This is a genomic window from Pseudomonas sp. GW822-FHT02E03, assembly GCF_058802325.1.
Genome location: NZ_JBXAOA010000015.1, coordinates 94,964 through 119,908, shown reverse-complemented (window position 1 = coordinate 119,908; position 24,945 = coordinate 94,964). Strand labels below are relative to the sequence as shown.

17 protein-coding genes are annotated in these 24,945 nt (G+C 59.2%); 6 read left to right on the top strand and 11 right to left on the bottom strand.

Annotated elements, in window-relative coordinates:
• The first annotated feature begins 198 nt into the window (after positions 1-198).
• From AC1RQB_RS13990 to AC1RQB_RS13980, 3 genes are read left to right on the top strand one after another with little or no spacing between them, the layout of a single operon-like run.
• Positions 199-1,443: an exonuclease SbcCD subunit D C-terminal domain-containing protein gene (locus AC1RQB_RS13990; protein ID WP_063343496.1), complete on the top strand. Its 1,245-nt coding sequence runs from the start codon at positions 199-201 to the stop codon at positions 1,441-1,443.
• Positions 1,440-5,081 carry an AAA family ATPase gene (locus AC1RQB_RS13985; RefSeq protein WP_063343495.1) on the top strand — a complete coding sequence of 1,214 codons (3,642 nt, stop codon included), beginning with the start codon at positions 1,440-1,442 and terminating at the stop codon, positions 5,079-5,081. Before AC1RQB_RS13990 ends, AC1RQB_RS13985 begins: the two co-directional genes overlap by 4 nt.
• Positions 5,078-5,674, top strand: a complete 597-nt coding sequence (locus tag AC1RQB_RS13980; RefSeq protein ID WP_207267315.1) for a glutathione S-transferase — start codon at positions 5,078-5,080, stop codon at positions 5,672-5,674. The genes AC1RQB_RS13985 and AC1RQB_RS13980 overlap by 4 nt, the downstream gene beginning before the upstream one ends.
• 118 nt (positions 5,675-5,792) lie before the next feature.
• Here the strand turns inward: AC1RQB_RS13980 and AC1RQB_RS13975 are convergent, their stop codons facing one another.
• The 9 genes from AC1RQB_RS13975 to AC1RQB_RS13935 form a co-directional block, all read right to left on the bottom strand.
• Complete coding sequence (locus AC1RQB_RS13975) at positions 5,793-6,050, bottom strand: hypothetical protein (RefSeq protein ID WP_063343494.1); 258 nt, start codon at positions 6,048-6,050, stop codon at positions 5,793-5,795.
• The gene (locus tag AC1RQB_RS13970) at positions 6,047-6,259 is read right to left on the bottom strand and encodes a hypothetical protein (RefSeq protein ID WP_063343493.1); all 213 of its coding nucleotides are present in this window, start codon (positions 6,257-6,259) and stop codon (positions 6,047-6,049) included. The genes AC1RQB_RS13975 and AC1RQB_RS13970 overlap by 4 nt, the downstream gene beginning before the upstream one ends.
• A gap of 115 nt (positions 6,260-6,374) precedes the next feature.
• Positions 6,375-6,500: a hypothetical protein gene (locus AC1RQB_RS13965; protein WP_007901166.1), complete on the bottom strand. Its 126-nt coding sequence runs from the start codon at positions 6,498-6,500 to the stop codon at positions 6,375-6,377.
• A 207-nt stretch (positions 6,501-6,707) separates the two neighbouring features.
• Positions 6,708-6,887, bottom strand: a complete 180-nt coding sequence (locus AC1RQB_RS13960; protein ID WP_007901164.1) for a hypothetical protein — start codon at positions 6,885-6,887, stop codon at positions 6,708-6,710.
• Between the two features lie 156 nt (positions 6,888-7,043).
• Positions 7,044-8,219 (bottom strand): lactonase family protein, encoded by a 1,176-nt coding sequence (locus tag AC1RQB_RS13955; RefSeq protein WP_207267317.1) that lies wholly within the window; start codon positions 8,217-8,219, stop codon positions 7,044-7,046.
• Positions 8,206-8,502, bottom strand: a complete 297-nt coding sequence (locus AC1RQB_RS13950; protein ID WP_007901160.1) for a DUF5629 family protein — start codon at positions 8,500-8,502, stop codon at positions 8,206-8,208. The genes AC1RQB_RS13955 and AC1RQB_RS13950 overlap by 14 nt, the downstream gene beginning before the upstream one ends.
• A 199-nt stretch (positions 8,503-8,701) precedes the next feature.
• The gene (locus AC1RQB_RS13945; protein ID WP_063343492.1) at positions 8,702-10,282 is read right to left on the bottom strand and encodes an aldehyde dehydrogenase (NADP(+)); all 1,581 of its coding nucleotides are present in this window, start codon (positions 10,280-10,282) and stop codon (positions 8,702-8,704) included.
• A gap of 10 nt (positions 10,283-10,292) precedes the next feature.
• Positions 10,293-11,285 carry an AraD1 family protein gene (araD1, locus tag AC1RQB_RS13940; RefSeq protein ID WP_063343491.1) on the bottom strand — a complete coding sequence of 331 codons (993 nt, stop codon included), beginning with the start codon at positions 11,283-11,285 and terminating at the stop codon, positions 10,293-10,295.
• Between the two features lie 157 nt (positions 11,286-11,442).
• Entirely contained in the window at positions 11,443-12,765 is a 1,323-nt protein-coding gene (locus tag AC1RQB_RS13935) for an MFS transporter (RefSeq protein WP_063343490.1), read from the bottom strand.
• 194 nt (positions 12,766-12,959) lie between these two features.
• On the opposite strand from AC1RQB_RS13935, the gene AC1RQB_RS13930 reads away from it, so the two are divergent.
• From AC1RQB_RS13930 to AC1RQB_RS13920, 3 genes are all read left to right on the top strand, one after another.
• Positions 12,960-14,696: an IlvD/Edd family dehydratase gene (locus AC1RQB_RS13930; protein WP_063343489.1), complete on the top strand. Its 1,737-nt coding sequence runs from the start codon at positions 12,960-12,962 to the stop codon at positions 14,694-14,696.
• 186 nt (positions 14,697-14,882) lie between these two features.
• Positions 14,883-15,599, top strand: coding sequence for a FadR/GntR family transcriptional regulator (locus tag AC1RQB_RS13925; protein ID WP_032830095.1), 717 nt, complete (start codon positions 14,883-14,885; stop codon positions 15,597-15,599).
• A gap of 126 nt (positions 15,600-15,725) precedes the next feature.
• A complete protein-coding gene (locus AC1RQB_RS13920) occupies positions 15,726-20,531 on the top strand; it encodes a dermonecrotic toxin domain-containing protein (protein ID WP_207267319.1) in 4,806 nt (1,601 codons plus the stop codon).
• A 79-nt stretch (positions 20,532-20,610) separates the two neighbouring features.
• Here AC1RQB_RS13920 and AC1RQB_RS13915 read toward each other — a convergent pair whose 3' ends face one another.
• A complete protein-coding gene (locus AC1RQB_RS13915) occupies positions 20,611-22,995 on the bottom strand; it encodes an efflux RND transporter permease subunit (RefSeq protein WP_007901145.1) in 2,385 nt (794 codons plus the stop codon).
• 28 nt (positions 22,996-23,023) lie between these two features.
• Complete coding sequence (locus AC1RQB_RS13910) at positions 23,024-24,091, bottom strand: WD40/YVTN/BNR-like repeat-containing protein (RefSeq protein WP_063343488.1); 1,068 nt, start codon at positions 24,089-24,091, stop codon at positions 23,024-23,026.
• Between the last annotated feature and the right edge of the window lie 854 nt (positions 24,092-24,945).

The window sequence follows — 24,945 nt, the reverse complement described above, 5'->3', positions numbered from 1 at the left end:
TCACTCGTTTTTTCTGACATAACGCATCAGCCATTTTGCGACGGCTGCGCCGCCGAACGGGAGCAAGCTCCCTCGCCACAGGTCTTCGGTTCGATCAGATCCATCGCGCCATCCCATGTGTTTGCCAGTAAACTCTCCCCTCTTTAGCCGCCACCATTTTCCTCGCGGCCATCACCTTATTTTGTTGTGGAGTACGCCTTGCGTCTGTTTCACACCTCCGACTGGCATCTTGGGCAGAACCTGCACGGCCAGGAGCGCGATTTCGAGCACGCCTGCTTTCTTGACTGGCTGCTGCGTCAGCTGAAGCTGGATCAGCCCGACGTGCTGCTGATCGCCGGCGATATCTTTGACACGGTCAACCCGCCGGTCAAAGCCCAGGAACGCCTCTACGATTTCATCGTCAGCGCCCACGAGCAGCAGCCGTTGCTGACCATCGTGATGATTGCCGGCAACCACGACTCCGGTTCGCGAATCGAACTGCCCGCGCCGTTGATGCGGCGCTTGCGCACTCACGCGCTAGGTCGCGTGCTGTGGCTCGATGACGGTCAACTGGATGCCGAGCGCCTGTTGTTGCCGTTGCCTGATGCCAGCGGCGAAATTGCCGCCTGGTGCCTGGCGTTGCCGTTCCTGCGCCCCGCCGAAGTGACCGGCGCGCATTTGGGTGATAACTACTTGCGCGGCATCGGCCAGGTTCATGAGTGGCTGATCGAAGCGGCCAACGCCAAGCGCAAGCCGGGCCAGGCGCTGATCGCCATCAGCCATGCGCACATGGCCGGTGGTTCGGTCTCGGAAGATTCCGAACGCAGCCTGATCATTGGCAACGCCGAAGCCCTGCCCGCCAGTCTGTTCGGGCCCAGTATCAGTTACGTCGCCCTCGGGCATTTGCACAAGCCGCAGAAGGTCAACGGTGAAGAGCGCATCCGCTACTGCGGCTCGCCGATTCCGTTGTCGTTCTCCGAGATCAATTACCAGCATCAGATCCTCGACATTCAGCTCGATGGCGAAACATTGGTCAGCGTTGAACCGCGCCTGATTCCGCGCTCTGTCCACTTGCAACGCCTCGGCGCCGCGCCGTTGGCAGAAATCCTGCTGCAACTGGCCGACCTGCCCAACATCGACCTGCTCGCCGATATCCAGCGCCAGCCGTGGCTGGAAGTGCGGGTCCGTCTCGACGAACCGCAACCGGACCTGCGCCATCAAGTGGAAACCGCCCTGCAAGGCAAAGCCGTGCGGCTGGTGCGAATTGCTGCCGAGTACGCCGGCAACGGCAGCCGCGAAGGCGTCGATGACGGCACCACCTTGATCGAACTGGATCAGCTTTCGCCCCAGGAACTGTTCAGCCGCGCGTGGCAGGACAACTACGGCAGCGAGGTTGACGAGCAAACGCTCAAGGACTTCGCCGAGCTGTTGCAAGATGTACAGATGGAGAGCGAACAGCCATGAAGATCCTCGCAATCCGCCTGAAAAACCTCGCCTCCCTGGCCGGCCCGTTCGAAATCGACTTCACCGCTGAGCCCTTGGCCAGTGCCGGTCTGTTCGCGATTACCGGGCCGACTGGTGCCGGCAAAAGCACGCTGCTCGACGCGCTGTGCCTGGCGCTGTTTGGCGCCGTGCCGCGCCTGAACAACACCGGCCGCGACGCCAAGGTCCCGGACGCCGATGGTGAAATCGGCACCGGCGACCCGCGCACCCTGCTGCGTCGTGGCACCGGCGAAGGGTATGCAGAAGTAGATTTCGTCGGCATTGACGGTCGTCGCTATCGCGCTCGCTGGGAGGCCAATCGCGCCCGGGAAAAGGCCGGCGGCAAACTGCAAGCCAGTCGCCAGAGCCTGCGTGACATCGATCAGGATCAACTTCTGGCCAGCCAGAAAGGCGAATACAAAGCACAGCTCGAAGCCGCGCTGGGCCTGAACTTCGAACAGTTCACCCGCGCCGTCATGCTGGCTCAGAGCGAGTTCAGCGCCTTCCTCAAGGCTGACGACAACGACCGCAGCGAACTGTTGGAAAAGCTCACCGACACCGCGCTCTACACCCGTCTCGGTCGCCGCGCCTTCGACAAGACCAAGGAAGCTCGCGAAGCCCACAAGCTGTTGCAGGATCAGGCCACCGGGGTCACACCACTGTCGCCAGAAGCCCGGGCCGAACTCGATGAGCGCTTCAACGACGCTCAGCAGCAACTCAAGAGCCAGCAGGCGCAGCTCAAACAGTTGGAGTTGCAACACACCTGGCTCAAGGAACTGCGCCAGGTGCAGGACGCACAACAGAGCGCTACCGAGCAACTGCACAGCGCACAGCAACATTGGAACAGTCTCGCCGGCGAGCGCTTGAAACTGACTCGCCTGGAACAATTGGCCCCGCAACGGCATCAGTTCGCGCGCAAGACCGAACTTACCGCCCAGCTCACGCCGCTGGCGGCGCAGATTCAGCAACACACGCAACAGCAAAGCGAGCTGACCGAGCGACAGACTCAGCTCGAACAGAGCCTGAGCGCTGCGCAAACGGCGTTGACCCAAGCGCAAAGCCAACACACCTCCAGCGTGCCCCTGCTGCGTCAGGCCTTCGAGGAGCAAAGCACCCTCGCCCGCCTGGCCAAGGACGCCAGCCTCAGTGCCGATCTCAAGCAGCAGGCGGAACTGGCCTGCACTCAGGGCCAGGGCACGATTCAGGGTTTGCTCGAGCAACAGAAACAGGTCGCCGAACGGTTGCAGCGGATTGCCGGGGAGCTTGAGCAAAGCACTCATCTGGCGCCATTGGGCGATGCCTGGAACGCCTACCGCGATCGCCTGCAACAACTGATGCTGATCGGCAATCGCCTGAACAAGGGCCAGGCCGAACTGGCCGCCCTCGAGCAAAGCGCCGCTCGCACCGCCGAGGAACTGGCCACACAACGCCAGAGCCTTGAGGTGCTGTACAAAGAAGCCGGCGCCGAGCCTGAAGCGGTGGCCGAGCAGATTCAGATCCTCGGCAGTCTGCTGCAGGACAACCGCAAACAACTGCGGGCCTTTGAAGAGTTGACGCGACTGTGGGCCAGCCAGCAGGAACTGGACAAGCGCGGCGCCGAGCTTCAGCAGCGGCAACTCGCCGCTCAGCAAGACCGCGATCGTCTGACCCAGGACGGGGTGAAGACCAAGGCCGAACTGAGCGTCGCCGAACAGACCCTGACCGTCACCCGCGAACTGCTGGAACGTCAGCGTCTGGCGCGCAGTGCCAGCGTCGAGGAACTGCGCGCGCAGTTGCAGGACGATCAGCCGTGCCCGGTTTGTGGCAGCCAGGACCATCCTTATCATCAGCCTGAAGCCTTGCTGCAAAGCCTCGGCCGGCATGATGAAAGCGAACAGGCCAACGCTCAGAAAGCGGTGGACCTGCTGAAGGAAAAACTCACCGACCTGCGCGCCGAAGTCGGCGGCTTGATTGCCCAGCAAAAGGAATTGCTGCAACAGCAAGAACAACTCGCGACTCAGCAACAAGGCCTGACGCCGAGCCTGGAAGCGCACCCGTTGTCCGCGCAACTGTTGGCCCAGGACGCAAGCAAACGCGGTGTCTGGCTGACCCAACAAAGCAGCCAGTTGAACCAGAGCATCACGCAGGATGAACAACGGCAAACCGCCCTGCTCACCCTGCAACAGGATGCCGCGCGCCTTGCGCAGCAACTGCGCAGTGCTGAAACGGCGAGTCAGCAAGCCACACAACACCTGATCAACCAACAACGTGAATTGAGCAGTGATCGCCATCGTCTGGACGAAGAACTGAAGGCGTTCAGCACCCTGCTCCCGGCTGACACACTGGAGGCCTTGCGCAACGAACCCGCCGCGACCTTCATGCAGCTCGACCGGCAGATCGCCCAGCGCCTGCAACAACTCGACCAGCAGCGCGAAGAACTCGGCGAACAGCAACAGCGCCAGCAGACGCTGGAGAAAGAACAGTACCAACAGCAGACCCGCATCCAGCAACAGGAAGCTGCGCAGCAGCAGTTCACGGCGCTGACCGGGCAGCAACAGGCTTGCCAGGAAAAACTGACGCAACTGCTGGGCGAACATGCCAGCGCCGAACAATGGCAGCAGCAACTGGATCAGGCCGTTGAGCAGGCGCGCACTGCCGAAGCGACGGCCAATCAGGAACTGCAAACCGTGCGCACGCGGTTGGTGCAACTGGCCGCTGAACTCAAAGCGCAGCAGGAGCGTTCGCAGGCCCTGGAAACCGAAGATCGCGAGCTGAGTGCCAAGATCACCGACTGGCGCGCGCAGCATCCAGAGCTGGACGACGGCGGACTGGAAGATCTGTTGAGCGTCGACGACCAACACGTCAGCGAACTGCGTCAACGTTTGCATCAGAGCGAAAAAGCCATCGAGCAAGCCAAAGTGCTGCTGCAGGAGCGGGATAAGCGCCTGCTCGATCATCAGGCGCAGCACAACGGCAATCTCGATGCCGAACAACTGGCCACGACGCTGGCAGAGCTGCAAAACCTGTTCGCCGCCAGCGAACATCGTTGCGCCGAATTGCGTGCGGAACAGGCCGAGGATCAGCGCCGACAGAATGCCAATCAGGCGCTGGCGCAACAAATCGCCGATGCCTACGCCGAGTATCAGCGTTGGGCACGTCTGAATGCACTGATCGGTTCGGCCACCGGCGACACCTTCCGCAAGATCGCCCAAGCCTACAACCTCGACCTGCTGGTGCATCACGCCAACGTCCAGTTGCGGCAACTGGTGCGGCGCTATCGGTTGAAACGTGGCGGCAGCATGCTCGGGTTATTGGTGATGGACACCGAGATGGGCGATGAACTGCGCTCGGTGCATTCGCTGTCCGGCGGCGAGACGTTCCTGGTGTCACTGGCCCTGGCGCTCGGCTTGGCGTCGATGGCGTCGAGCACACTGAAAATCGAATCGCTGTTCATCGACGAAGGCTTTGGCAGCCTCGATCCGGAATCCCTGCAACTGGCCATGGACGCCCTCGACGGTCTGCAAGCGCAGGGACGCAAGGTCGCGGTGATTTCCCACGTGCAGGAAATGCATGAACGGATCCCGGTGCAGATCCAGGTTCACCGTCAAGGCAACGGCCTGAGTACGCTGGAGGTGAAATGAATACGCTGTATTCGTTCCGCCGCTGCCCCTACGCCATGCGCGCACGCATGGCCCTGCGCTATTCGGGCGTTGCGGTGCAGATCGTCGAGGTCAGCCTCAAGGCCAAACCGGCCGAAATGCTCGCACTGTCGAGCAAAGGCACGGTGCCGGTGCTGAGTGTGGATGGGCGGGTGATCGATGAAAGCCTGGACATCATGCGCTGGGCGCTGGCGCAGAACGATCCGCAGGACTGGCTGCTCAAGGATGATCCACAAGCACAGCAACACTGCGCCGCGTTGATCGAAGAGAACGATCAAGTGTTCAAGGTGCACCTGAATCGCTACAAGTACGCCGAGCGTTATCCCGAGCAACCGATGGCGTTTTACCGCTCAGAGGGCGAGGTGTTTTTGCGCAAGCTGGATGAATTGCTGGAGGGGCGTGACTACTTGCTGGCCGATCACCCGAGCCTGACGGATATCGCCGTGATGCCGTTCGTGCGGCAGTTCGCCCACGTGGATCGCGAGTGGTTCGGGCAGACGCCTTATGTGCGATTGCAGGCCTGGTTACAGCGCTTCATCGAGTCAGACCTGTTCACATCAATAATGAAGAAATAACCAGGCCCCCTGTAGGAGCGAGGCTTGCCCGCGAAAGCGGTGTGTCAGTCAATATCTATGCTGAATGTTATGGCCTTTTCGCGGGCAAGCCTCGCTCCTACAGGGGTGGGATGAACATTCACGCCAACACCGCGCACATCCCTAATGCCGAGCAATCCACCTGGAATGGCCCGAAGAATTCACCATTGGGTTTGATCGGCGGATTGCCCACCAACAGCTCCAGAGCCTTGGCGGTCTGAATGTTGTGGGCGATGTTGTGGTTGCATTCGATGGCCCGTGCCACTGACCCCGCCGAGCCCTGCCCGATCCCAAGCAAAGAAGCGCCATTGGTCATGAACGCCAGGAAGGCGATGACCCAGAGTTTGCGTCCTTTCATGCCCCCACCACTCCCGCCACGTCGGCGTGATCGACCATTACGCTTTGAGCTTGGTGTTCGAATTGAATGGCGGGATAAGCGACCTGAATCGGTGTTTGAAGGCTTTGTTGCGATTGAGCCGAAAGGCTGACGACCAACACCATGGCCACGTAAAGACCAATGGCCAGGTAGGCGCCGTATTTGGCAGAAGTAATGATTGCGCTGGCCATGGTGTTCTCCGTGGGCATGTTTCAGTGCCCACAGAATCGATCAAAAAACAGAAGTTAACTAGCAACCTTTATGCATAGTCGCTATCAGTTTTATTGATCCTGAACCCAGCGTGTTTCAGTCCTCGATAAAGCTCATCAAACGCTCGCGGGCCGCATCCGGCTCGTTGGGAACGGGCTGGGCAGCCGACAGAATCGGGGTGGAATAGAGAAACAGGAGAACCACTGCCAGACGCATCGCCATGCTGTCGATCCTATTAGGGAAGGAGTCAAAAAATCAGCGTCAAATTTAAACTCATGGCTATGTGATATCAAGCAATACATTGATAGCAATATGATGCTGTCGTAAACGCGTTATGCAGGAGCGACATCACTTCGATGCTTTTCGATGCGTTACAGCTCGATCGGCAAGTGACTTCGCTCCTGCATAAAAAGGTGCAGGGTCTACATTTCAGTGTTGGGTTTTGTGATCCAGCGCGGCGTAGAAGTTGGCGCTCTGTTGCAGGTATTTCTGGGTATAGCTTTGGGCGTGGGATTTTTTGTCGCTGATTTCAACGTTGGCGCTGGCAGGCAGTGCAACAGTGGCAGAGATAGCGGAAGCGGCGATGACGGAGAAGAGATTGAAGTTCATGGCGGTATTCCTCGGATTCAGTTGGCTTGCTTGCCCGGTGGGGCCGTGAAGCAAACTTAACGCCCGAGGGTCGGCGCCTTGAAATGCTTTGTAGCATTAGCCGATATCAGCCTCATTAATAGAAGGTTGCAGGCCCCATCAACCGGGGCCTGCGGTCTATTGACGCACCAGGAACTTGAGATCGCTCGGGGCATCCATCGGTAGTTTCTGCACGGTTTTACCCAACAAACCGGTCTTGGCATCGCGCTCGACGACGACAATCTGGTTGCTCTTCTGGTTGGCAATCAACACGAACTTGCCACTCGGGTCGAGGCTGAACTCGCGCGGGTGATCACCGTCCACGGAGCGACGCTGAAGCTCCTTGAGGTTCCCGGTCGCCGGGTCGATAGCGAACACCAGCAACTGATTGGTGGTGCCACGGTTGCTGACGTAAAGAAACTTACCGTCGGCCGAGGCGTGAAGCGCAGCCGCAGCCTTGCCCGACGTCGGCAGACCCGCCGCCAGATCGACCAACTGCGTTTGCTCGAGTTTGCCATCGCGGTAATCGAACACCGCGACCTGCGCGCTCATTTCCATGGTCAGCCAGGCGTGCTTGCCATCGGCACTGAACAGCAGGTGTCGCGGCCCGCTGCCAGGTGGCAACTGGACGGACGCGGGTTTGGCGGCGGTCAGCGGCAGTTCCGGATTGGCCTTGGGATCGAAGCGATAGACGAAAATCTTGTCTGCACCCAAATCGTTGGAAAACACGTATTGGCCGTCCGGCGATGAAACCACCGAATGCACGTGCGCCGACTTCTGCCGTTCAGGATTGACCCGGCTGGACGGATGACTGCTCATTTGCACAACGGGTTTTAGCTTGCCATCGGTGCCCACCGGTAACACTGCCAGGGTGCCACCCGGGTCTTCAGCCACCGAGTAGTTGCTGACAAACACGTGACTGGCATCACCGCTGACGCTCGAGTGCGTCGGCTCGTTGCCCAGGGTTTGCACCTGACTGATCAGGCTCAGCTCATTGGTTTTCGGATCGATTGCGTAACTGCTGACACGCCCTACCGGATCGGCCTGACCCGGGCCGTTTTCGTTGACCGCGAACAGGCGATGTTGATCCTTGGACACGACCAGCCAGGACGGGTTGGCGCTCTTCACCACTTGCAGGGGTTTGGCGTCGATCTGCCCGGTGCGGCTGTCGAAGTTCAGACGATAAATCCCTTGGCTCTGGCCGGCGGTGTAAGAGCCCACCAGCAATTCGTAACTGTCGACCGGGGCCGCTTGCACGCCCATCGCGCCGACGCTGCCGGCCATCAACAGTGGCCAGAAGTTACGCATCCTCATTCGTTTCGTCCTCGTCATCCTGACCACCGAATGCTTCCATAGGCACCAGCCGGTGCTCGCCGGAATCACCGGTAATGATCCAGCTCTTCAAGTCGGGATCGAACGTCGCCGCCGCGATCTGGGCCATGCTGAACTCCCAGCGCTTGAGCGCCCGACCGTCCATGCATTCGATGTGCAGGTTATCGTCTTCATCGAGGGAAAAGTCGAACGCGTGCAGCCCGTCGATTTCAAGCATGTCGCAGACTTCGAGGGCGCTGAGCAAGGTGTTGGTTACGGCAGTCATGGCAGTCAATCTTTGAATGGGAAAGGCGCAATGATAGCTCATCACACCGCAATGATCGTTCCCACGCTCCGCGTGGGAATGCAGCCAGTGACGCTCTGCGTCACATCAACAGCCGAACGCAGAGCGTCCGTTGAGGCATTCCCACGCAGAGCGTGGGAACGATCAGTTCCAGCGGACCGAGCCAATCAGTTGTGGGCGGCTAGAGAGCTTCGCGCGATGGCTTGCCATCGACCAAGCGCTGGATGCGCAGCGGATTACCATTTTTCAGCGCTTCCGGCAGCAGGCTGTCGGGGTAGTTCTGGAAGCACACCGGGCGCAGGAAACGATCGATGGCCAGGGTCCCCACCGAGGTGCCTCGTGCATCGGAAGTCGCCGGATACGGCCCGCCATGAACCATCGAGTCGCAGACTTCCACGCCGGTCGGATAGCCGTTGAGCAGGATCCGCCCGACCTTCTGTTCCAGCAATGGCGTCAGCTCGCCGAATTGTTCGAAGTCCGCCGGCTCACCGATGATCGTTGCCGTCAGCTGCCCATGCAGACCGTTCAACGCGGCACTGAGTTGCGCCTGATCCGCCACTTCGACGAACACCGTGGTCGGGCCGAATACTTCCTCTTGCAGTACTTCATCGCCATCGAGCAACAGGCTGACATCGGCCTTGAACAGTTGCGGTTGCGCCTGATTGCCTTGTTGCGGGTTGCCGGCCAAATGCTCGATTTTCGGATGTGCGAGAAGCTTCTGCAGGCCCTTGCCATAGCTGCTCAAGGTGCCAGCATTGAGCATGGTTTGCGCCGGTTGATCGCCAATCAGCCCCGCCACTTGCTGCACGAACCCGCTGAACTGCGGCGAACGAATGCCGATCACCAACCCCGGATTGGTACAGAACTGCCCACAACCCTGGACCACCGACGCCGTGAGGTCTCGGGCGACGCTTTCAGCACGAGCTTCCAGCGCTTGAGGCAGCACGATCACCGGGTTGATGCTCGACATCTCGGCAAACACCGGAATCGGCTGCGCACGTGCCGCGGCCATGTCGCACAGCGCACGGCCACCTTTGAGCGAACCGGTAAAACCGACCGCCTGAATCGCCGGATGCTTGACCAGCGCTTCACCCACCCCGCCGCCGTAGATCATGTTGAACACCCCGGCCGGCATGGCGGTTTTCTCGGCGGCGCGGATCACGGCGTCGGCCACCCATTCAGCGGTTGCCATGTGGCCGCTGTGTGCCTTGAACACTACCGGGCAGCCAGCGGCCAATGCCGAAGCCGTGTCGCCGCCCGCCGTGGAAAACGCCAGCGGAAAGTTGCTCGCACCGAACACCGCGACCGGGCCTAGTCCGATGCGGTACTGACGCAGATCCGGACGCGGCAATGGCGTACGTTCAGGCAGTGCGCGATCAATCCGCGCCCCATAGAAATCACCACGCCGCAACACCTTGGCGAACAGCCGCATCTGGCCGCTGGTGCGCCCCCGCTCACCTTGAATACGACCGGCCGGCAACGCGGTTTCGCTACAGACCACGGCGACAAAGTCATCGCCCAACGCGTCCAGTTCATCGGCAATCGCATCGAGAAATTGCGCACGTCGTTCGGCGCTCAGGCTGCGATAGGCCGGGTAAGCAGCGGCGGCAGCCTTCGCCGCGGCGTCGACTTCTTCAGGGGTGGCTTGATAGAAATCGTGAGGCAAGGCCTCGCCAGTGCTGGCATCGACGCTCTGGAGTTTGACCGCGCCAGCAGCGCTGCGCTGACCGCCAATGTAGTTGTGACCAAGAATCCGGGTCATGGGTGTCTCCTTAAAGTGTGCCGACGGTGCCGGGTTCGAACGCCGCTTCAACGGGTTCAATGCCGTTGATCAAAGGTGCGCCGAACTCGGCCTGGCTGATCTCGAACACGTCACCCGGCTGGGTGCGGATGCCATCGGCGAAGGACAGGGTCGCAGTGCCGAAGAAGTGAATGTGTACGTCGCCGGGGCGCAGAAACTGGCTGTACTTGAAATGGTGGTACTCGAGGTTTTCCAGGCTGTGGCACATGTTCGCTTCGCCACTGAGGAATTCGTTCTGCCACAGCACTTCACCATCGCGCAGGATCCGGCTGGTGCCGGCCAGATGCTGGGGCAATTCGCCAACCCGAAGCTCCGGGCCATAGCTGCAACTGCGTAGCTTCGAGTGGGCCAGGTAGAGGTAATTCTTGCGCTCCATCACGTGATCGGAGAACTCGTTGCCCACCGCGAAACCGAGGCGATACGGTTTACCGTCGTGGCCAATCACATAGAGGCCGCTGAGCTCGGGCTCCTCCCCGGCATCTTCGGCAAACGGCGGCAGCGGGAACGGTTTGCCCGGTCGCACAACGATGCTGCCGTCGCCCTTGTAGAACCACTCCGGTTGCACGCCGACCTGGCCGGTCGCGGGTTTACCGCCCTCCACGCCCCACTTGAAGATGCGCATGGTGTCGGTCATGGCGGTTTCGTCGCCGGCCTGCTGATGCATTTTGTCCCGGGCCGAAGCGCTGCCCAGATGGGTCAGGCCAGTGCCGCTGACCAGCATGTGCGCCGGGTCCGGGTGATCCAGCGGCGGCAGGATTTGCAGATTGGCCAGTAGCGCTGAATAGTCATGGCTGATGCCCAACCCCAGGGTTTGAACCTGTTGCTCAAGATTGACGCCCGCCTCAATCGCCGCCAGCGCCAGATCCCGCACCGAGCGCGCATCCCGCACTTCGCGCACCAGGCCGTCCTCGACCACGCCGACACGGCGTTCGCCGTGACTCAATTCGAACTGAACTAAACGCATGATTTTCTCCTGTAAAACAATTCTTCAAAACACGAAAAACCTGTGGGAGCGGGCTTGCCCGCGATGACGGCGGCACATTCACCATTGATGTGTCAGGTCGATTGCTATCGCGGGCAAGCCCGCTCCCACAGGATCGGTGGTGATCGCCAATTTCGTGTCAGGTGCGGGTAGCCCCACGCGCACTGGCCGCAAACTGGTCGGCCGGCAGCACATGCTTACGCTCCAGCAACCGATAAACCACACCTGTCAGCACCAGGCCGAACACCATCACGCAGGACAGGAAGTACAACCCTGACGCCAGATTGCCGGTGTATTCCTTCAATGCACCGATCACGAACGGACCGATGTAACCGCCGAGGTTGCCCACCGAGTTGATCAACGCGATCCCCGCCGCCGCACTGGCCCCGGCGAAGAAGCGACCCGGCAAGGTCCAGAACACCGCGGTGCAGGAAAACAGCGCGAACGCCACCAGGCACAGCGCCGCCAATTGCAGCACCGGCACTGTCAGCCAGGCGCTGAGGAACAGGCCGATGGCGCCCAATACATACAGCACCGCCAGATGGCCGTAGCGATCATTCAAGCGATCGGAACTGCGTGGAATGATCAGCAAACCGATGATCCCGAAAATGTACGGCACCGACGACACGAACCCGGTCACCAGGTCAGTGCCACCGAACTGCTTGATCAACGTCGGCAACCACAAACCGAGACCGTAGATGCTCAGGGTCACCGGCAGATAGAACAGCGCCAGCAGCAACACGCGTTTGTCCTTCAGCGCATGCAGCGGATTGCCGTGGCGGGTCTGGCCGTACACCTCCAGGTCCTTTTTCAGCTCACCGGTCAGCCAGTCTTTCTCAGACTGGTCCATCCATTTCACCTGTTGCGGACCGTCCGGCAGGTAACGCAGCACCGGCCAGGTCAGCAGGATTGCGGGCATCCCGATGACGATGAACAGCCACTGCCAACCATGCAGCCCAAAAATGCCGTCCATGCCCAGCAAGCCGCCGGACACCGGGCCGGTGATCATCATCGCGATGGGTTGGGAAAGGATGAACAACCCGAGAATCTTGCCGCGATGGCGAATCGGGAACCATTGGGTGATGTAGTACAGCACGCCCGGGAAGAAACCGGCTTCGGCCGCGCCGAGCAGAAAGCGCATCACATAGAAGCTGTTCGGTCCCTGGACGAACGCCATGCCGATGGTGATGGCCCCCCAGGTGACCATGATCCGCGCGAACCAGCGCCGGGCGCCGAAGCGGTCGAGCATCAGGTTGCTGGGGATTTCCAGCAGGAAATAACCAATGAAGAACAGCCCGGCACCCAGGCCGTAAGCCGCGTCACCCAGCCCAATGTCCGCACCCATGTGCAGCTTGGCGAAACCTACCGCGGAGCGATCCACATAGGCGATCAGGTACAGCAGGATCAGGAAGGGAATCAGTTTCAGCGTGATGCGACGAATAAGCCGCAGTTCCTGGCTCATGAGTTCGGTCTCCGATTGTTGTTGTTATAGAACCTCGGGGGACGCCTCTCGCAGAAAACTGCCAGGGCTCATCCCTCCGTTGAAAACGACTATATAGTAATACTATTTAACCAACAACACTTCCAAACAGCCGAAATTGCGCTTATGTTACGCCATAGCTCGAACAATATAGTCATACAATAAGAGAACCGATCATGTCTGATAAGAAACCCACCCTGCGCTCCGCCCAATGGTTTGGCACCGCCGACAAAAACGGCTTCATGTACCGCAGCTGGATGAAGAATCAGGGCATCGCCGACCACCAGTTCCACGGCAAGCCGATCATCGGCATTTGCAATACCTGGTCGGAACTGACCCCGTGCAACGCGCATTTCCGCCAGATCGCCGAGCACGTCAAACGCGGGGTGATCGAAGCCGGCGGCTTTCCAGTGGAATTCCCGGTGTTCTCCAACGGCGAATCGAACCTGCGCCCCACCGCCATGCTCACTCGCAACCTGGCGAGCATGGACGTCGAGGAAGCGATTCGCGGTAATCCGATCGATGGCGTGGTGTTGCTCACCGGCTGCGACAAAACTACTCCGGCGCTGCTGATGGGTGCGGCCAGTTGCGACGTGCCGGCGATCGTCGTCACCGGCGGGCCGATGCTCAACGGCAAGCACAAGGGCCAGGACATCGGCTCGGGCACGGTGGTCTGGCAGCTCAGCGAACAGGTCAAGGCGGGCACCATCACCCTCGATGATTTCCTCGCGGCCGAGGGCGGCATGTCACGCTCGGCCGGCACCTGCAACACCATGGGCACGGCTTCGACCATGGCCTGCATGGCCGAAGCACTCGGCACCTCCCTGCCCCACAACGCGGCGATTCCGGCGGTCGATGCGCGCCGCTATGTGCTGGCGCACATGTCCGGCATGCGCGCGGTAGAGATGGTTCGAGAAGACTTGAAACTGTCAAAAATCCTCACCAAGGAAGCCTTCGAAAACGCCATCCGGGTGAACGCCGCCATCGGCGGTTCGACCAACGCGGTGATCCACTTGAAAGCCATCGCCGGGCGCATCGGTGTCGAGCTGGACCTGGATGACTGGAGCCGCATCGGTCGCGGCATGCCGACCATTGTCGACCTGCAACCGTCCGGGCGCTTCCTGATGGAAGAGTTCTACTACGCCGGCGGCTTGCCCGCGGTGCTGCGTCGTCTCGGCGAAGCGAACCTGATTCCGAATCCGAATGCCCTCACCGTCAACGGCAAAACCATCGGCGAGAACACCAAGGACGCGCCGATCTACGGCCAGGACGAAGTGATCCGCACCCTCGACAACCCGATCCGCGCCGACGGCGGCATCTGCGTGTTGCGCGGCAATCTGGCCCCGCTGGGCGCGGTGCTCAAGCCATCCGCCGCGAGCGCCGAATTGATGCAACATCGCGGGCGTGCGGTGGTGTTCGAGAACTTCGACATGTACAAGGCACGGATCAACGACCCGGAACTGGACGTGGATGCCAACTCGATTCTGGTGATGAAGAACTGCGGACCGAAGGGTTATCCGGGCATGGCCGAAGTCGGCAACATGGGATTACCGGCCAAGCTGCTGGCCCAAGGCGTGACCGACATGGTGCGGATTTCCGACGCACGCATGAGCGGCACCGCTTACGGCACGGTGGTCTTGCATGTGGCACCGGAAGCCGCAGCGGGTGGACCTTTGGCGACAGTGAAGGAAGGCGACTGGATCGAGCTTGATTGCGCCAACGGGCGTTTGCACCTGGACATTCCGGATGCGGAGCTGGCGGCGCGCATGGCGGATCTGCAACCACCGCAACAGTTAATCGTGGGCGGTTATCGTCAGCTGTACATCGACCATGTGCTGCAGGCGGATCAGGGTTGCGACTTTGACTTCCTCGTCGGCTGCCGCGGAGCCGAGGTGCCGCGTCATTCTCACTGACAGCAAACATCCTTTGTGGGAGCTAGCCTGCTAGCGATTACGGTCTGTCAGTTGACGTTCATATTGACTGGCACACCGCAATCGCTAGCAGGCTAGCTCCCACATTTGCTTTGTATCAGCCTCAAGTCTGCGCCGCGCCTGCTATCATGCGCGGCACCCCATTTGCACAGGATCGCGCCGTTCCCCATGGATTACCGCAAACCCTCCGACCGCAAAAGCATGCACTCGCGCATCGTCCAGGAATTGGGCATGCAGATCGTCTCGGGACGGTTCAAGCCGGACGACAAACTGCCCGCCGAAGCCCTGCTGTGCGAGGAATACGCGGTCAGCCGACCGGTGCTGCGCGAAGCCACTCGCGTATTGGTGGCCAAGGGCCTGGTGTATTCCCGTCCGCGGGTCGGCACGGTGGTCAAGCCGCGCAAGGAATGGCACATGCTCGACCCGGACGTGCTGCACTGGCTGATGCAAAGCAGTCCGCAAAATGAATTCTTTGATCTGCTGACCAGCGTGCGCAGCATCATTGAGCCGGCCGCCGCCGCGTTGGCCGCGCAGTTCGCCACCGACGAAGACATCGCCTCCATCGGTGAAGCCTACCAACGCATGGAAGCGGCACCGACGCCTGAAGCCTTGCTGCAACCGGACCTGGATTTCCACAGCCGGATCGCCGACGCAACCCATAACGACTTACTGGCGAACCTGTGCAACATGCTGTCGGTAGCGATTGCCGAAGCCTTGAAGCATTCCAACCAACGGCCGAATCTGCATGAACTGGCGCTGCCACGGCACAAGGCGATCCTGACCGCTATCGAAAACCGTGACGCCCTCGGTGCCCGGCATGCAACGCTGGTGCAACTGGATGATGCGCGCAGTGCGCTAAGCACGGTACTCGGTCAAGTCTTGTAACCACACGCCATAACCCATTCCGCACAGGCGGTGACAGAATGAGATTTCCTGCTCAGGGCCGATGATCCGGCCCAGAGGCACGGACGCTATGACAGCGCCGACCTATAACACGAAAAGGATTTCGTCATGCTCACCCCTGTTGCACCGGTATCTCCTCCATTCAGCCAATTGCCCGCCCGGGCGGTTCAGCAGCGATTCGCCAGTCGACCGACACTGCTTTCTGTGATTATCAATGCATTACGCGACAGGTTGCTGGAGCATTACCCCACACTGGATTTCGATCCGATAAAGATCAAGCTGGCCAGCCCCGCTGTCGGTGGCCATTGGGATCTGAAGCCGTTGAGCCAAGTGGTTCTAGACCATCTGGTCAACCCGCAGATGCTGGACTTCACCCCACAGGACTCAAGGGCGTTTTTCCTCACGCAAGTACCACCCAAACGCCTGGACACCGCAGCCCCTCACGTGGACATGCAAATCATTGCCAGCATCATTGCCGAGCTGCCATCGACGCTTTACCTCGATTATCAGCAGGCATTGGCTGACTACTGGAGCCTGACCGACGACAGCGGCATCAGCCTCTGGCAATGGTTCAGCGAGTTCCTCCATGACCAGTTGAAAGCCGCAGCCTTATACGCCTCGAATCTGAGTGACGAGCAGCGAGACATGGTGCGGCGGGTCACGGACTGGCCCGACAGAGTCGAGCGCTCGCCCAAGACCAGCAAAACCGTTTACGCCTACTTTCTGGAAACGACACTCGGCAAAGACAATAGCGAAATACTTCTGCTCGGGCCTGAAATTCTGCTGATGCGTGAAAAACAAGTATTGCTGTGCAGCGTTGACGGCCGCGTCCAACCTTTCGATTCCCTGGATGACTTCGGCAGCGCCTGGGGAAAGAAGATGCAAAGCGAGTTTTTGATCGACCGTCTCACCTGGAAACGCTATGAGCCCAATGGCGATCTGTTCGAGCTCCAGGCGGGTCTGATCTTTGATCGGCAGCTCAAAGACCTGGCCACATTGCCCTTTTCCGGCGCCACGAGCGAGAAAGACCTGACGCAACGTCTGGACACCCTCACAGACCCGACAACGTTATTCATCCGACAATCGACAGCGCAACCAGCGATGCTGGCACAGCTACACTCGCAATTGCCCGATTGGCTGAAACAGGCTTCGGTCACTGATCGCTTCGCCTATCGACAGCACCTGCTCGACCTCGCAAACGTCACCGCTCAAAGCCATGGACAGTCATTTAATGAAGGCATCGAAGATATCCGAAGCTTCAGCCGCGAGGCACTACGAGCGCAGATAAAGCAGGATCACGACGTCGACTACAACCCCGACGATCTGGTGCTGGACTTCGCCGTCGCTGCTGGCTATCCGGGAGGTGCCGGTTTTATCGAACATGTGCGCATGTCCCTGACTGACCTGGCCCTGAAGAATCTCGCCGGCAAGCCCCGTGGCCGCCTGCGGGTTTTGCGCAAGGACGGACAGACTCCCGAAGACTGGTTGAACGAGGACTATATACTCGGCAGCAAAGGCCTTATCCAGCGCGTCGACATCGGTACGGTCTATCCGCAAAGGATCAAGACGTTATTACTATCGGACACCGTGGATGCCCGGCGCCGAGAAGCCCTGTTTACCCGCGAACTGCGAGTCCAGCTACCGATGCGCGCGCTGGAGTACAAGGTCAGAAAACAATGTGGCTTGACCGACAAGGGTTATCGCTACGTCAAGGCGCTGATGGGGGAGACACCTTCTGAGCGCAAAGTCGACGAACAGGACATCGTCATCCGCCCGCTGGCGTTTCACAGAAAGTCCGGTGCCAAACCCGATACGGTGGACAATATGTTCCTGATCGAACCCCTTGATCCGAACGTTGGCCCACATCTTCTTTATCGTCCGTTGTACGCCGAAGCCCTGCTGGAGTACCCGTCGCGCCAGGCCGTCCTCGCGGCCATTGCCGAATCCGGCGCATTGCAAGCCAGCGTGCTTACATGGATGGAGGACAATGTACGAGACATTTACGACAATGACGGGTTCAAGGAACCGCACATTGTTCGCTTTCACTTGGGTGACGAATTCGAACGCCCACGAAAACCTGCCCCCACAACCTTGGCCAGCAATGAGGGTGCAGAAGCATTGCGCCAGTCGCTGCACGACGGTCGACTGCTCAACTACCTGTTCACCAGCACCGCTCGCACCTTGGTCGATCTGGCCGAGCGTGAATCGGTGTCCAACAGTGAAAGCCGTTGGGCCGTTCTCATGGAGGGTGCATGGTTACTCTTCAATACGCTGCTGCTACCGCTGACGCGAGGGCCGCTGATGCTTGCCGGATGGATGATGGTACTGATCACCAGCCTCAAACAGGACCTGCCCGCCCTCGACAGCGACGATCCGAAAGCCAAAGAGTTAGCGCTGATTGATCTGCTACTCAATACCGCGATGGTGCTGTTGCACCTGGGAGCCAGCTCGGAAAACGTCCATCAGCCATTGCCATCGAACCCCCCTGAAAAAACCGCCCCGCGCCTGAAACCCTGGCGCAGACTGGCAAATCACGCAGAACCGATGCCTGCAGCCCTTGTTCATCAAGGTTCGCCGGGCATCCCACAGGAACCGGTAGGTGGCAGCCATACGGTGCTGGATTTCACCAGCTCCATTGCCACCTCTAAAGCGGCCGACAAGCTGCTCAATGCCTTGTTGGACTTTCACGTGCCATGGCCGCAGAAGTTGCCACCGGCCGAGAAAAACGGTTCTCTGAAGGGACTTTTCCGGATCGACGATACCTGGCACGCCAGCATTGGCGGACTTTTTTTCCAGGTCAGCGTCGTGCCGGGCTTCGCAGAGGTCTACCTGATAGATCCGGCCCATTCCGATCGCCCCGGTTTCAAACTCGCCAGCGACGGCAAGGGGAACTGGCGACTGGATCGGGGATTGAAGCTTGAAGGCGGCATGAGGGGGCGACTCCAGGCGGTGCGCGATGAAAACCGGCTCCGGCTACATGAACTGACCACTAATAAGGATCGCCTGAAGCAGGCCCTCGCGCCACTGGTACTCTCTCAATCAGAGGCGAGGAGATCATTGTTTTCCGCGAGGGAAATGCTCGATGCACAAAAGAAAAAGCTCAGGATCATATGGGAGTTGCTCGGCAAGGCTACACCAGAGCAGAAGGTCCTGTTGGCCTCGCGTCATAGCCAGGAAGTGCTCAAGACAGCAGAGGCCGCAGCGATACATGACAGAGAGCTGAATATTTACAAGGAGCGCATTGACACGTTGAACGCCGAGATGCCGAAGTTGACCGACGCGTACAACGCCTTGATCGAAGTCGACAGAACCAGGCCTTACGAGAGCGAACGTGATAATGGGCTTTTACTCATCTGGGACGCTCTGGATATCGTTCATGAGCAAATAAAGCTGTTGGGGCGCGATCTCCTTCAGACCAGGAATGGGGAACACCTCAGTGAACTCGTCGCCCGTTTTCCTGAAGAATTGGGTCAGGAAATAACGACAGCCTATTTCGAATTTGTCGACAACCGGCGGGCAGAAATCGAGATAACCAACAGGCTCATCGAGTCCGCCAAAACACTTGAAACGACTCAGGAACAGGCAGGTGAAAAACTGCGCAGTCGAAAAATAGTGAAGCACTTGTTCAATGCCGAAAACTACCTCCCCGCTTCAATCAAGCTACACCAATTGCTGTCGCTTAAAGAACTGGTTCTGGAACGCAGTTGCAGCTCCAGAGACCCGGCAGAGTATCCCTTTGTGATGCGACTCGTCGGCTCTCCAATGGACAGCACAGTGCTGTCCCACATGGAGATCTGCAGCAGCTCCGGCTACGCAACCACCGAGCAGATAGCCGTCCTTGAAAACATCCTCAAGCACTACGAGGAAATCGACAATGCTGTCCGTTCGTTGAATGAAATGGCATCTGGCTTTGTGCGCACTGAATATCAAACACCGTTTCTGAAGCAACTCAATGAAGCGCACGTCAGCGCCGAAGAGCAACTGGCGGCACTGATTCGAGAAAACGAAGGGGTCGCGCCACAGTCCGCACATATCAAACCGATCAGGGCCAAGCCGTCCACCAAAAGGGTATTCAAGTCCCGCAACAAAGGCACCCTGATCGGCGACATCAGACCCTCTCGGGAAAACAACCAAGGTAGTTTCATCGATGTTCAAGATCCGATTACCGAACAGAAGATTGCCAGCTACATGGAACACCCCGAGGAAGGTGTCTGGGTTGAAGTCGTGCAGGGCACGCCCACTCAACCAACATTGCCGCCAAGGTCGCGACCTTTATCGGCAATAAAAAAGGAAATGCATGCGCTGATTGGCCAACGGGCGGGTATCGAAAACTCGATACGCTTCCAACAGAAAAAGCTACAGGATCCTGGTCGGCTCGAAAGCCTCAACCCCTTGGACTGGAATGACATGCTGGTCCAGTACGCCGAAAAGCTCAACGCCTTGGCCCATGAAATTGATAACACCCATCCTGCTGCGCCGCAGGCCCCCCAACTGAGTGAAACCCTTCGTAACGAGGCACTCGAAGCAACTCGCCAGGCACGTCTGTATTGCAGCGAGGGCTACAAAAAACAGCTGCCCAAGGCAGAAAACATCCACTACTTATGGAAGAACGGTTTCGTTGACATCAATCTGGTGGGGCGTTTGATACAGACGGCTGCCGGAGACTATCTCACCGAATATGCGGTACGCGAAAAGAACACATTTAACGTTTTATGGTATGCGCACTTTCATTACGCCAGCCTTGATATGCCTCGACCGGACTACAGCATTGGCCATTTAAAACTACCGGAGCAGCGCTTTCTGACACGCAAGGATCTTATCCGGCAAGCTGCCGCCGACAACCGTGCCGTGGCCAATCTGGAGAAATCGCTGATCAAACCGCCACTGGATGAAACACTGTTCTTAAAACTCTGAATCAAGTTTCCAGCCCTGAACAACACGCGATAAAAAAAGCCGCAACCCATGATTGCGGCTTTTCTGTTTCAGCCAAGGATCAGTGAGCAAACAGCGAGTTGCCCTTCTGCCCTGCCAGTTTCTCCGGTTTGATCAGGAACCGCGCCAGCGCTGGCAGCAGCCACAACGCGCCGAACATGTTCCAGAGCAACATGAAGGTCAGCATCAGGCCCATGTCGGCCTGGAACTTGATCGCCGAGAAGATCCAGGTGCATACACCGATCGCCAGGCACAGGCCGGTGAACAGCACGGCTTTACCGGTGGACTTCAGCGTCTGGTAGTACGCCTCTTGCAACGGCAGGCCGGCACGCAGGAAGCTTTCCAGACGGCTGTAGATGTAAATCCCGTAGTCCACGCCAATCCCCACCCCGAGCGCCACTACCGGCAAGGTCGCCACTTTCACGCCGATGCCCATGAACGCCATCAATGCGTTGCCGAGGACCGAGGTCAGTACCAGCGGCAGCACGATGCACAAGGTCGCCGCCCAGGAACGGAAAGTGATCATGCACATGGTTGCGACGCAGATGTACACCAGGACCAGAATGGTCAATTCGGAGCGTTTGATCACCTCGTTGGTGGCCGCCTCGATCCCGGCGTTACCGGCGGCGAGGATGAATTCCAGGCCTTCCTTGTTGTTCTCTTTGGCGAAGTCCTGCACCGCATGCACGGCGCGGTCCAGGGTTTCGGCCTTGTGGTCGTTGAGGAACACCAGCACCGGCGCCAGGGAGCAATTGTTGTTGTACAGGCCATCGGCACGGGCGATGGAGTTGTTCAGCACGTCCGGGTTGCGCGACAGGGTTTCCCATTTCAGGTTGCCCTCGTTCATGCCCTTGATCATCTGCTTGGACACGGTCACCAGGGAAATGGCCGACTGCACGCCCTCGGTGTTCTGCATCTTCCACATCAGCTCGTCGATCGGCGCCATGGCCTCGTAGCGCGAGCAACCTTCAGACTTGGTCTTGACCATCACCACCAACACGTCGGAACTGGTGGAGTAGTTATTGATGATGAAGCTGTTGTCCTTGTTGTAGCGCGAGTCCGGACGCAGTTCCGGCGCGCCCTGGTCGAGGTCACCGATTTTCAGGTTCTGGCTGTACCAGAGGCCGCCACCGAAAGCGATCAGCGCCAGGGCAATGGAAATCGGTGCAACTTTGGGGCTGGCAAAATTCGACAGCAGGCGCCAGAAAGGATGCTCGCGGTGCGCGTCTTTCTTGCTGCGTTCGACGGCGCGCTTGCTGATACCGACGTAGGAAATCGCCACCGGCAGCAGGATCAGGTTGGTGAACACGATCACCGCCACGCCGATGGACGCGCCGATGGCCAGTTCACGAATCACCCCGATGTCGATGATCAACAGCGTGATGAAGCCCACCGCATCCGCAAGGATCGCGATCATACCCGGCAGAAACAGCTGACGGAATGTGCGCCGCGCTGCGGTCAGAGCGTTCTCCGCCTCGCTGGACTGCAAGGCGATACCGTTGATTTTCTGCACGCCGTGGGAAATCCCGATGGCGAAGATCAGAAACGGCACCAGCATTGAGTACGGATCAAGCCCGAAGCCGAAGAAGTGCATCAGGCCCAGCTGCCAGACCACCGCCACCAGCGTCGTGCTCAACACCGCCACGGTGCTGCGCATGCAGTTAGTAAACCAGTACAGCAGGATCAGGGTAATGACGAAGGCGACGCCGAAGAACATCACCACCATGACCAGCCCATCGATCAAGTCGCCGACTTTCTTGGCGAACCCGACAATGTGGATCTTCACGTTGGGGTTTTGGGCTTCGAACTTGTTGCGGATCTTGTCTTCAAGTTCGTGGGAGAACTTGCGGTAGTCCAGCGCCAGCAACTTGCCCTGATCCTGTGGGTCCGGGTAGGACTCCAGTAGCGGGATGTCGACGATGCTCGACTTGAAGTCGTTGGCCACCAGGCGCCCGACTTGCCCGGACTTGAGCACGTTATTACGCAGCAGGTCGAGGCTTTGCTGGGAGCCGTTATAGCTCTGGGGAATCACTTCACCACCGGCGAAGCCCTCCTCCGTCACCTCGGTCCAGCGCACGCTCGGGCTCCACAACGATTTGAGGCCGGAACGGTCGACGCCGGAAATGTAGAACACCTCGTCGTTGATCTGACGCAGGGTCTCCATGTATTCCTTGGAGAAGATGTCGCCGTCGGTGGCTTCCACGGAAATCCGCACCGTGTTGCCCAGGTTCGCCAGATCGTTGCGGTGCTCCATCATTTTTTCAATGAACGGATGCTCGAGCGGGATCATTTTTTCGAAACTGGTGGATGGCCGGATCAACGTCGCCTGCCAGAACAGGAAAACACTGACCAGCAGGCAGATGACGATGACTGCCGGGCGGTTGTTGAAAATCAGGCGCTCAAGAAACGTCGCCTTATCCTGATGAGGAGTGCTTAAGGATGTCATAGACCCGCCTTCTTGTTATTTGCCCGGCTCATTTGGACGACCCGTTTTTTCCATTCTCTGCGCCGGTGGGCGAAGTGACGCGAACGCCACCCTGTCCTGCCAGAATCAGATTGCCGTTGCCTGCCGCAGTCACCGCCGAGACGGAAATGCGATCCGGACGGTTGAACACGCTGAAGGTTTCGCCGTCGTCGGTGCTGCGAATCACGCTGCCGCCATTGCCGACGATCACGATGGAACCGTCATCGAGCAGCGTGGCGCCAGACAGGCCGAATTCCAGTGTGCCACGTGTAGCCTTGAGTTCGACCTGCTCCCAAGTGCTGCCGAAATCCGTGGAACGGTAAAGATTGCCGCGCAACCCGTAGGCCAGCAGCGTGGCCGGTTGCGCGGTGCCAATCACACCGAACAGCGAGCCTTCATAGGGGCCTTCAAGCTTTTCCCAGGTCTGCCCATCATCGGCGGAGCGGAACATGCTGCCTTGTTCACCGACGATGAAAGTGCCGGAATCTTTGACCGCGGCAATCGCGTTGAGGTGGAACTGGTCTTCGTTGTCGAGGCGATCGCTGACGTTTTCCCAGTTTTTACCGCCGTCGGTGGTTTCCAGCAAGGCACCGTAAGCACCCACGGCAAAACCGCTGTTAACGTCCTTGAACCAGACGTCGAGCAGCGGCGATTCGCGTGTCAGGTCTTCGAATTGTTTGGTCCAGGTGATGCCTCCGTCTTCGCTGGCGAGGATCTGCGCGTCATGGCCAACGGCCCAGCCGTGTTTGTCATCGACAAAAAACACCGCCGTCAGCAGTTGCCGGGTCGGCACCTTGGCCTGGGTCCAGGTTGCGCCCTGGTCGTCGGAATACAGAATGTGCCCGCGATCGCCGACCGCCACCAGGCGTTTGCCCGCGTGTACGACATCGAGCATCAGGCCTTTGCTGGCCTTGGTGGATTCAACGGAATAAACCACATCGGTGGCCGACGCGGCAGCGGCCAGCGCAGGCGCCGACAGCACGGTACAGCCCAACAGCGAGAGCGCTGTAGCCAGCAACGCGAACCTGCGTAACGCCGGCGGGCGGCCAATACTCACACCCATGACAGGCTCACTCATAGACCTTCCCCCACATTATTATTGTTAGGTCGTTCAACCCTTCAGGGCGCCGTAAGGGATGCTCATCGGGATTGACCTAATCAGGAGCATAGTCCTGAAACCCGCAATCCAGAGCCCCTTCGGAAGCTGGGCTTATCCTATCGGGGTTTGGAAAGGTCTGACAATCGACGCCACGTTATGTTTTGTTAACCTGGGGGATAAGGGGTGTGGGTGAATGGGGAGGCATTCGGAGGGGTGATTGGGGTTTGGGGTTTGGGGTTTGGGGTACATATCCGTTTCTGTGGTCACGGCGGCTATTGGTTCCGCTCTTACAGCGGGTCACTTTGGAAAAGCGCCAAAGTAACCAAAGCGCTTTTGCCCCTTTCGTTCGGTGCCTCGCCTAGGCTCGGCATGCCCTCGCTCCGGTCCTGCTCCGTGGGCCCGCCGCCATCGGCCATCCATGGCCGGGGGCGGCTAACCCGGCATCCATGCCGGGTTGCCCACTACGCAGAACCTCCACTCGGCCTCTCGAGGGGGCGGTGCGTCAAAATCAAAAGCTGCAGGCGAGCTAACGCTCGGCCTGTTGCGTGGTGAAAAGCAAGGCGGATGTGCTCTGATTTTTTGTGGGAGCTGACTTGTCGGGTCGCCGCATCGCTACGATGGCGGCCTGTCAGCCGACCAATCTTCCCCCGGATGCACCCAGTCCACTGTGGGAGCTGGCTTGCCTGCGATGGCGACCTGTCAACCGGCCAATCTTCCCCGGATGTACCCAGTCCAACTGTGGGAGCGGGCTTGCTCGCGAAGCTGTTGATCTTGCCGTTGCTTTGGCTTTTGATCTTGATCTGTTGCCCCTTTCCCAGAGGCCGAACGCAGGT

Excerpts from the sequence above, each read along its gene's own strand:
- AC1RQB_RS13950 (WP_007901160.1), bottom strand. The coding sequence starts at position 8,502 with ATGACTGCCGTAACCAACACCTTGCTCAGCGCCCTCGAAGTCTGCGAC.
- AC1RQB_RS13920 (WP_207267319.1), top strand. The coding sequence starts at position 15,726 with ATGCTCACCCCTGTTGCACCGGTATCTCCTCCATTCAGCCAATTGCCC.
- AC1RQB_RS13930 (WP_063343489.1), top strand. The coding sequence starts at position 12,960 with ATGTCTGATAAGAAACCCACCCTGCGCTCCGCCCAATGGTTTGGCACC.
- AC1RQB_RS13955 (WP_207267317.1), bottom strand. The coding sequence starts at position 8,219 with ATGAGGATGCGTAACTTCTGGCCACTGTTGATGGCCGGCAGCGTCGGC.
- araD1 (WP_063343491.1), bottom strand. The coding sequence starts at position 11,285 with ATGCGTTTAGTTCAGTTCGAATTGAGTCACGGCGAACGCCGTGTCGGC.
- AC1RQB_RS13965 (WP_007901166.1), bottom strand. The coding sequence starts at position 6,500 with ATGGCGATGCGTCTGGCAGTGGTTCTCCTGTTTCTCTATTCCACCCCG.
- AC1RQB_RS13945 (WP_063343492.1), bottom strand. The coding sequence starts at position 10,282 with ATGACCCGGATTCTTGGTCACAACTACATTGGCGGTCAGCGCAGCGCT.
- AC1RQB_RS13910 (WP_063343488.1), bottom strand. The coding sequence starts at position 24,091 with ATGAGTGAGCCTGTCATGGGTGTGAGTATTGGCCGCCCGCCGGCGTTA.
- AC1RQB_RS13985 (WP_063343495.1), top strand. The coding sequence starts at position 1,440 with ATGAAGATCCTCGCAATCCGCCTGAAAAACCTCGCCTCCCTGGCCGGC.
- AC1RQB_RS13935 (WP_063343490.1), bottom strand. The coding sequence starts at position 12,765 with ATGAGCCAGGAACTGCGGCTTATTCGTCGCATCACGCTGAAACTGATT.
- AC1RQB_RS13980 (WP_207267315.1), top strand. The coding sequence starts at position 5,078 with ATGAATACGCTGTATTCGTTCCGCCGCTGCCCCTACGCCATGCGCGCA.
- AC1RQB_RS13970 (WP_063343493.1), bottom strand. The coding sequence starts at position 6,259 with ATGGCCAGCGCAATCATTACTTCTGCCAAATACGGCGCCTACCTGGCC.
- AC1RQB_RS13960 (WP_007901164.1), bottom strand. The coding sequence starts at position 6,887 with ATGAACTTCAATCTCTTCTCCGTCATCGCCGCTTCCGCTATCTCTGCC.
- AC1RQB_RS13925 (WP_032830095.1), top strand. The coding sequence starts at position 14,883 with ATGGATTACCGCAAACCCTCCGACCGCAAAAGCATGCACTCGCGCATC.
- AC1RQB_RS13975 (WP_063343494.1), bottom strand. The coding sequence starts at position 6,050 with ATGAAAGGACGCAAACTCTGGGTCATCGCCTTCCTGGCGTTCATGACC.
- AC1RQB_RS13915 (WP_007901145.1), bottom strand. The coding sequence starts at position 22,995 with ATGACATCCTTAAGCACTCCTCATCAGGATAAGGCGACGTTTCTTGAG.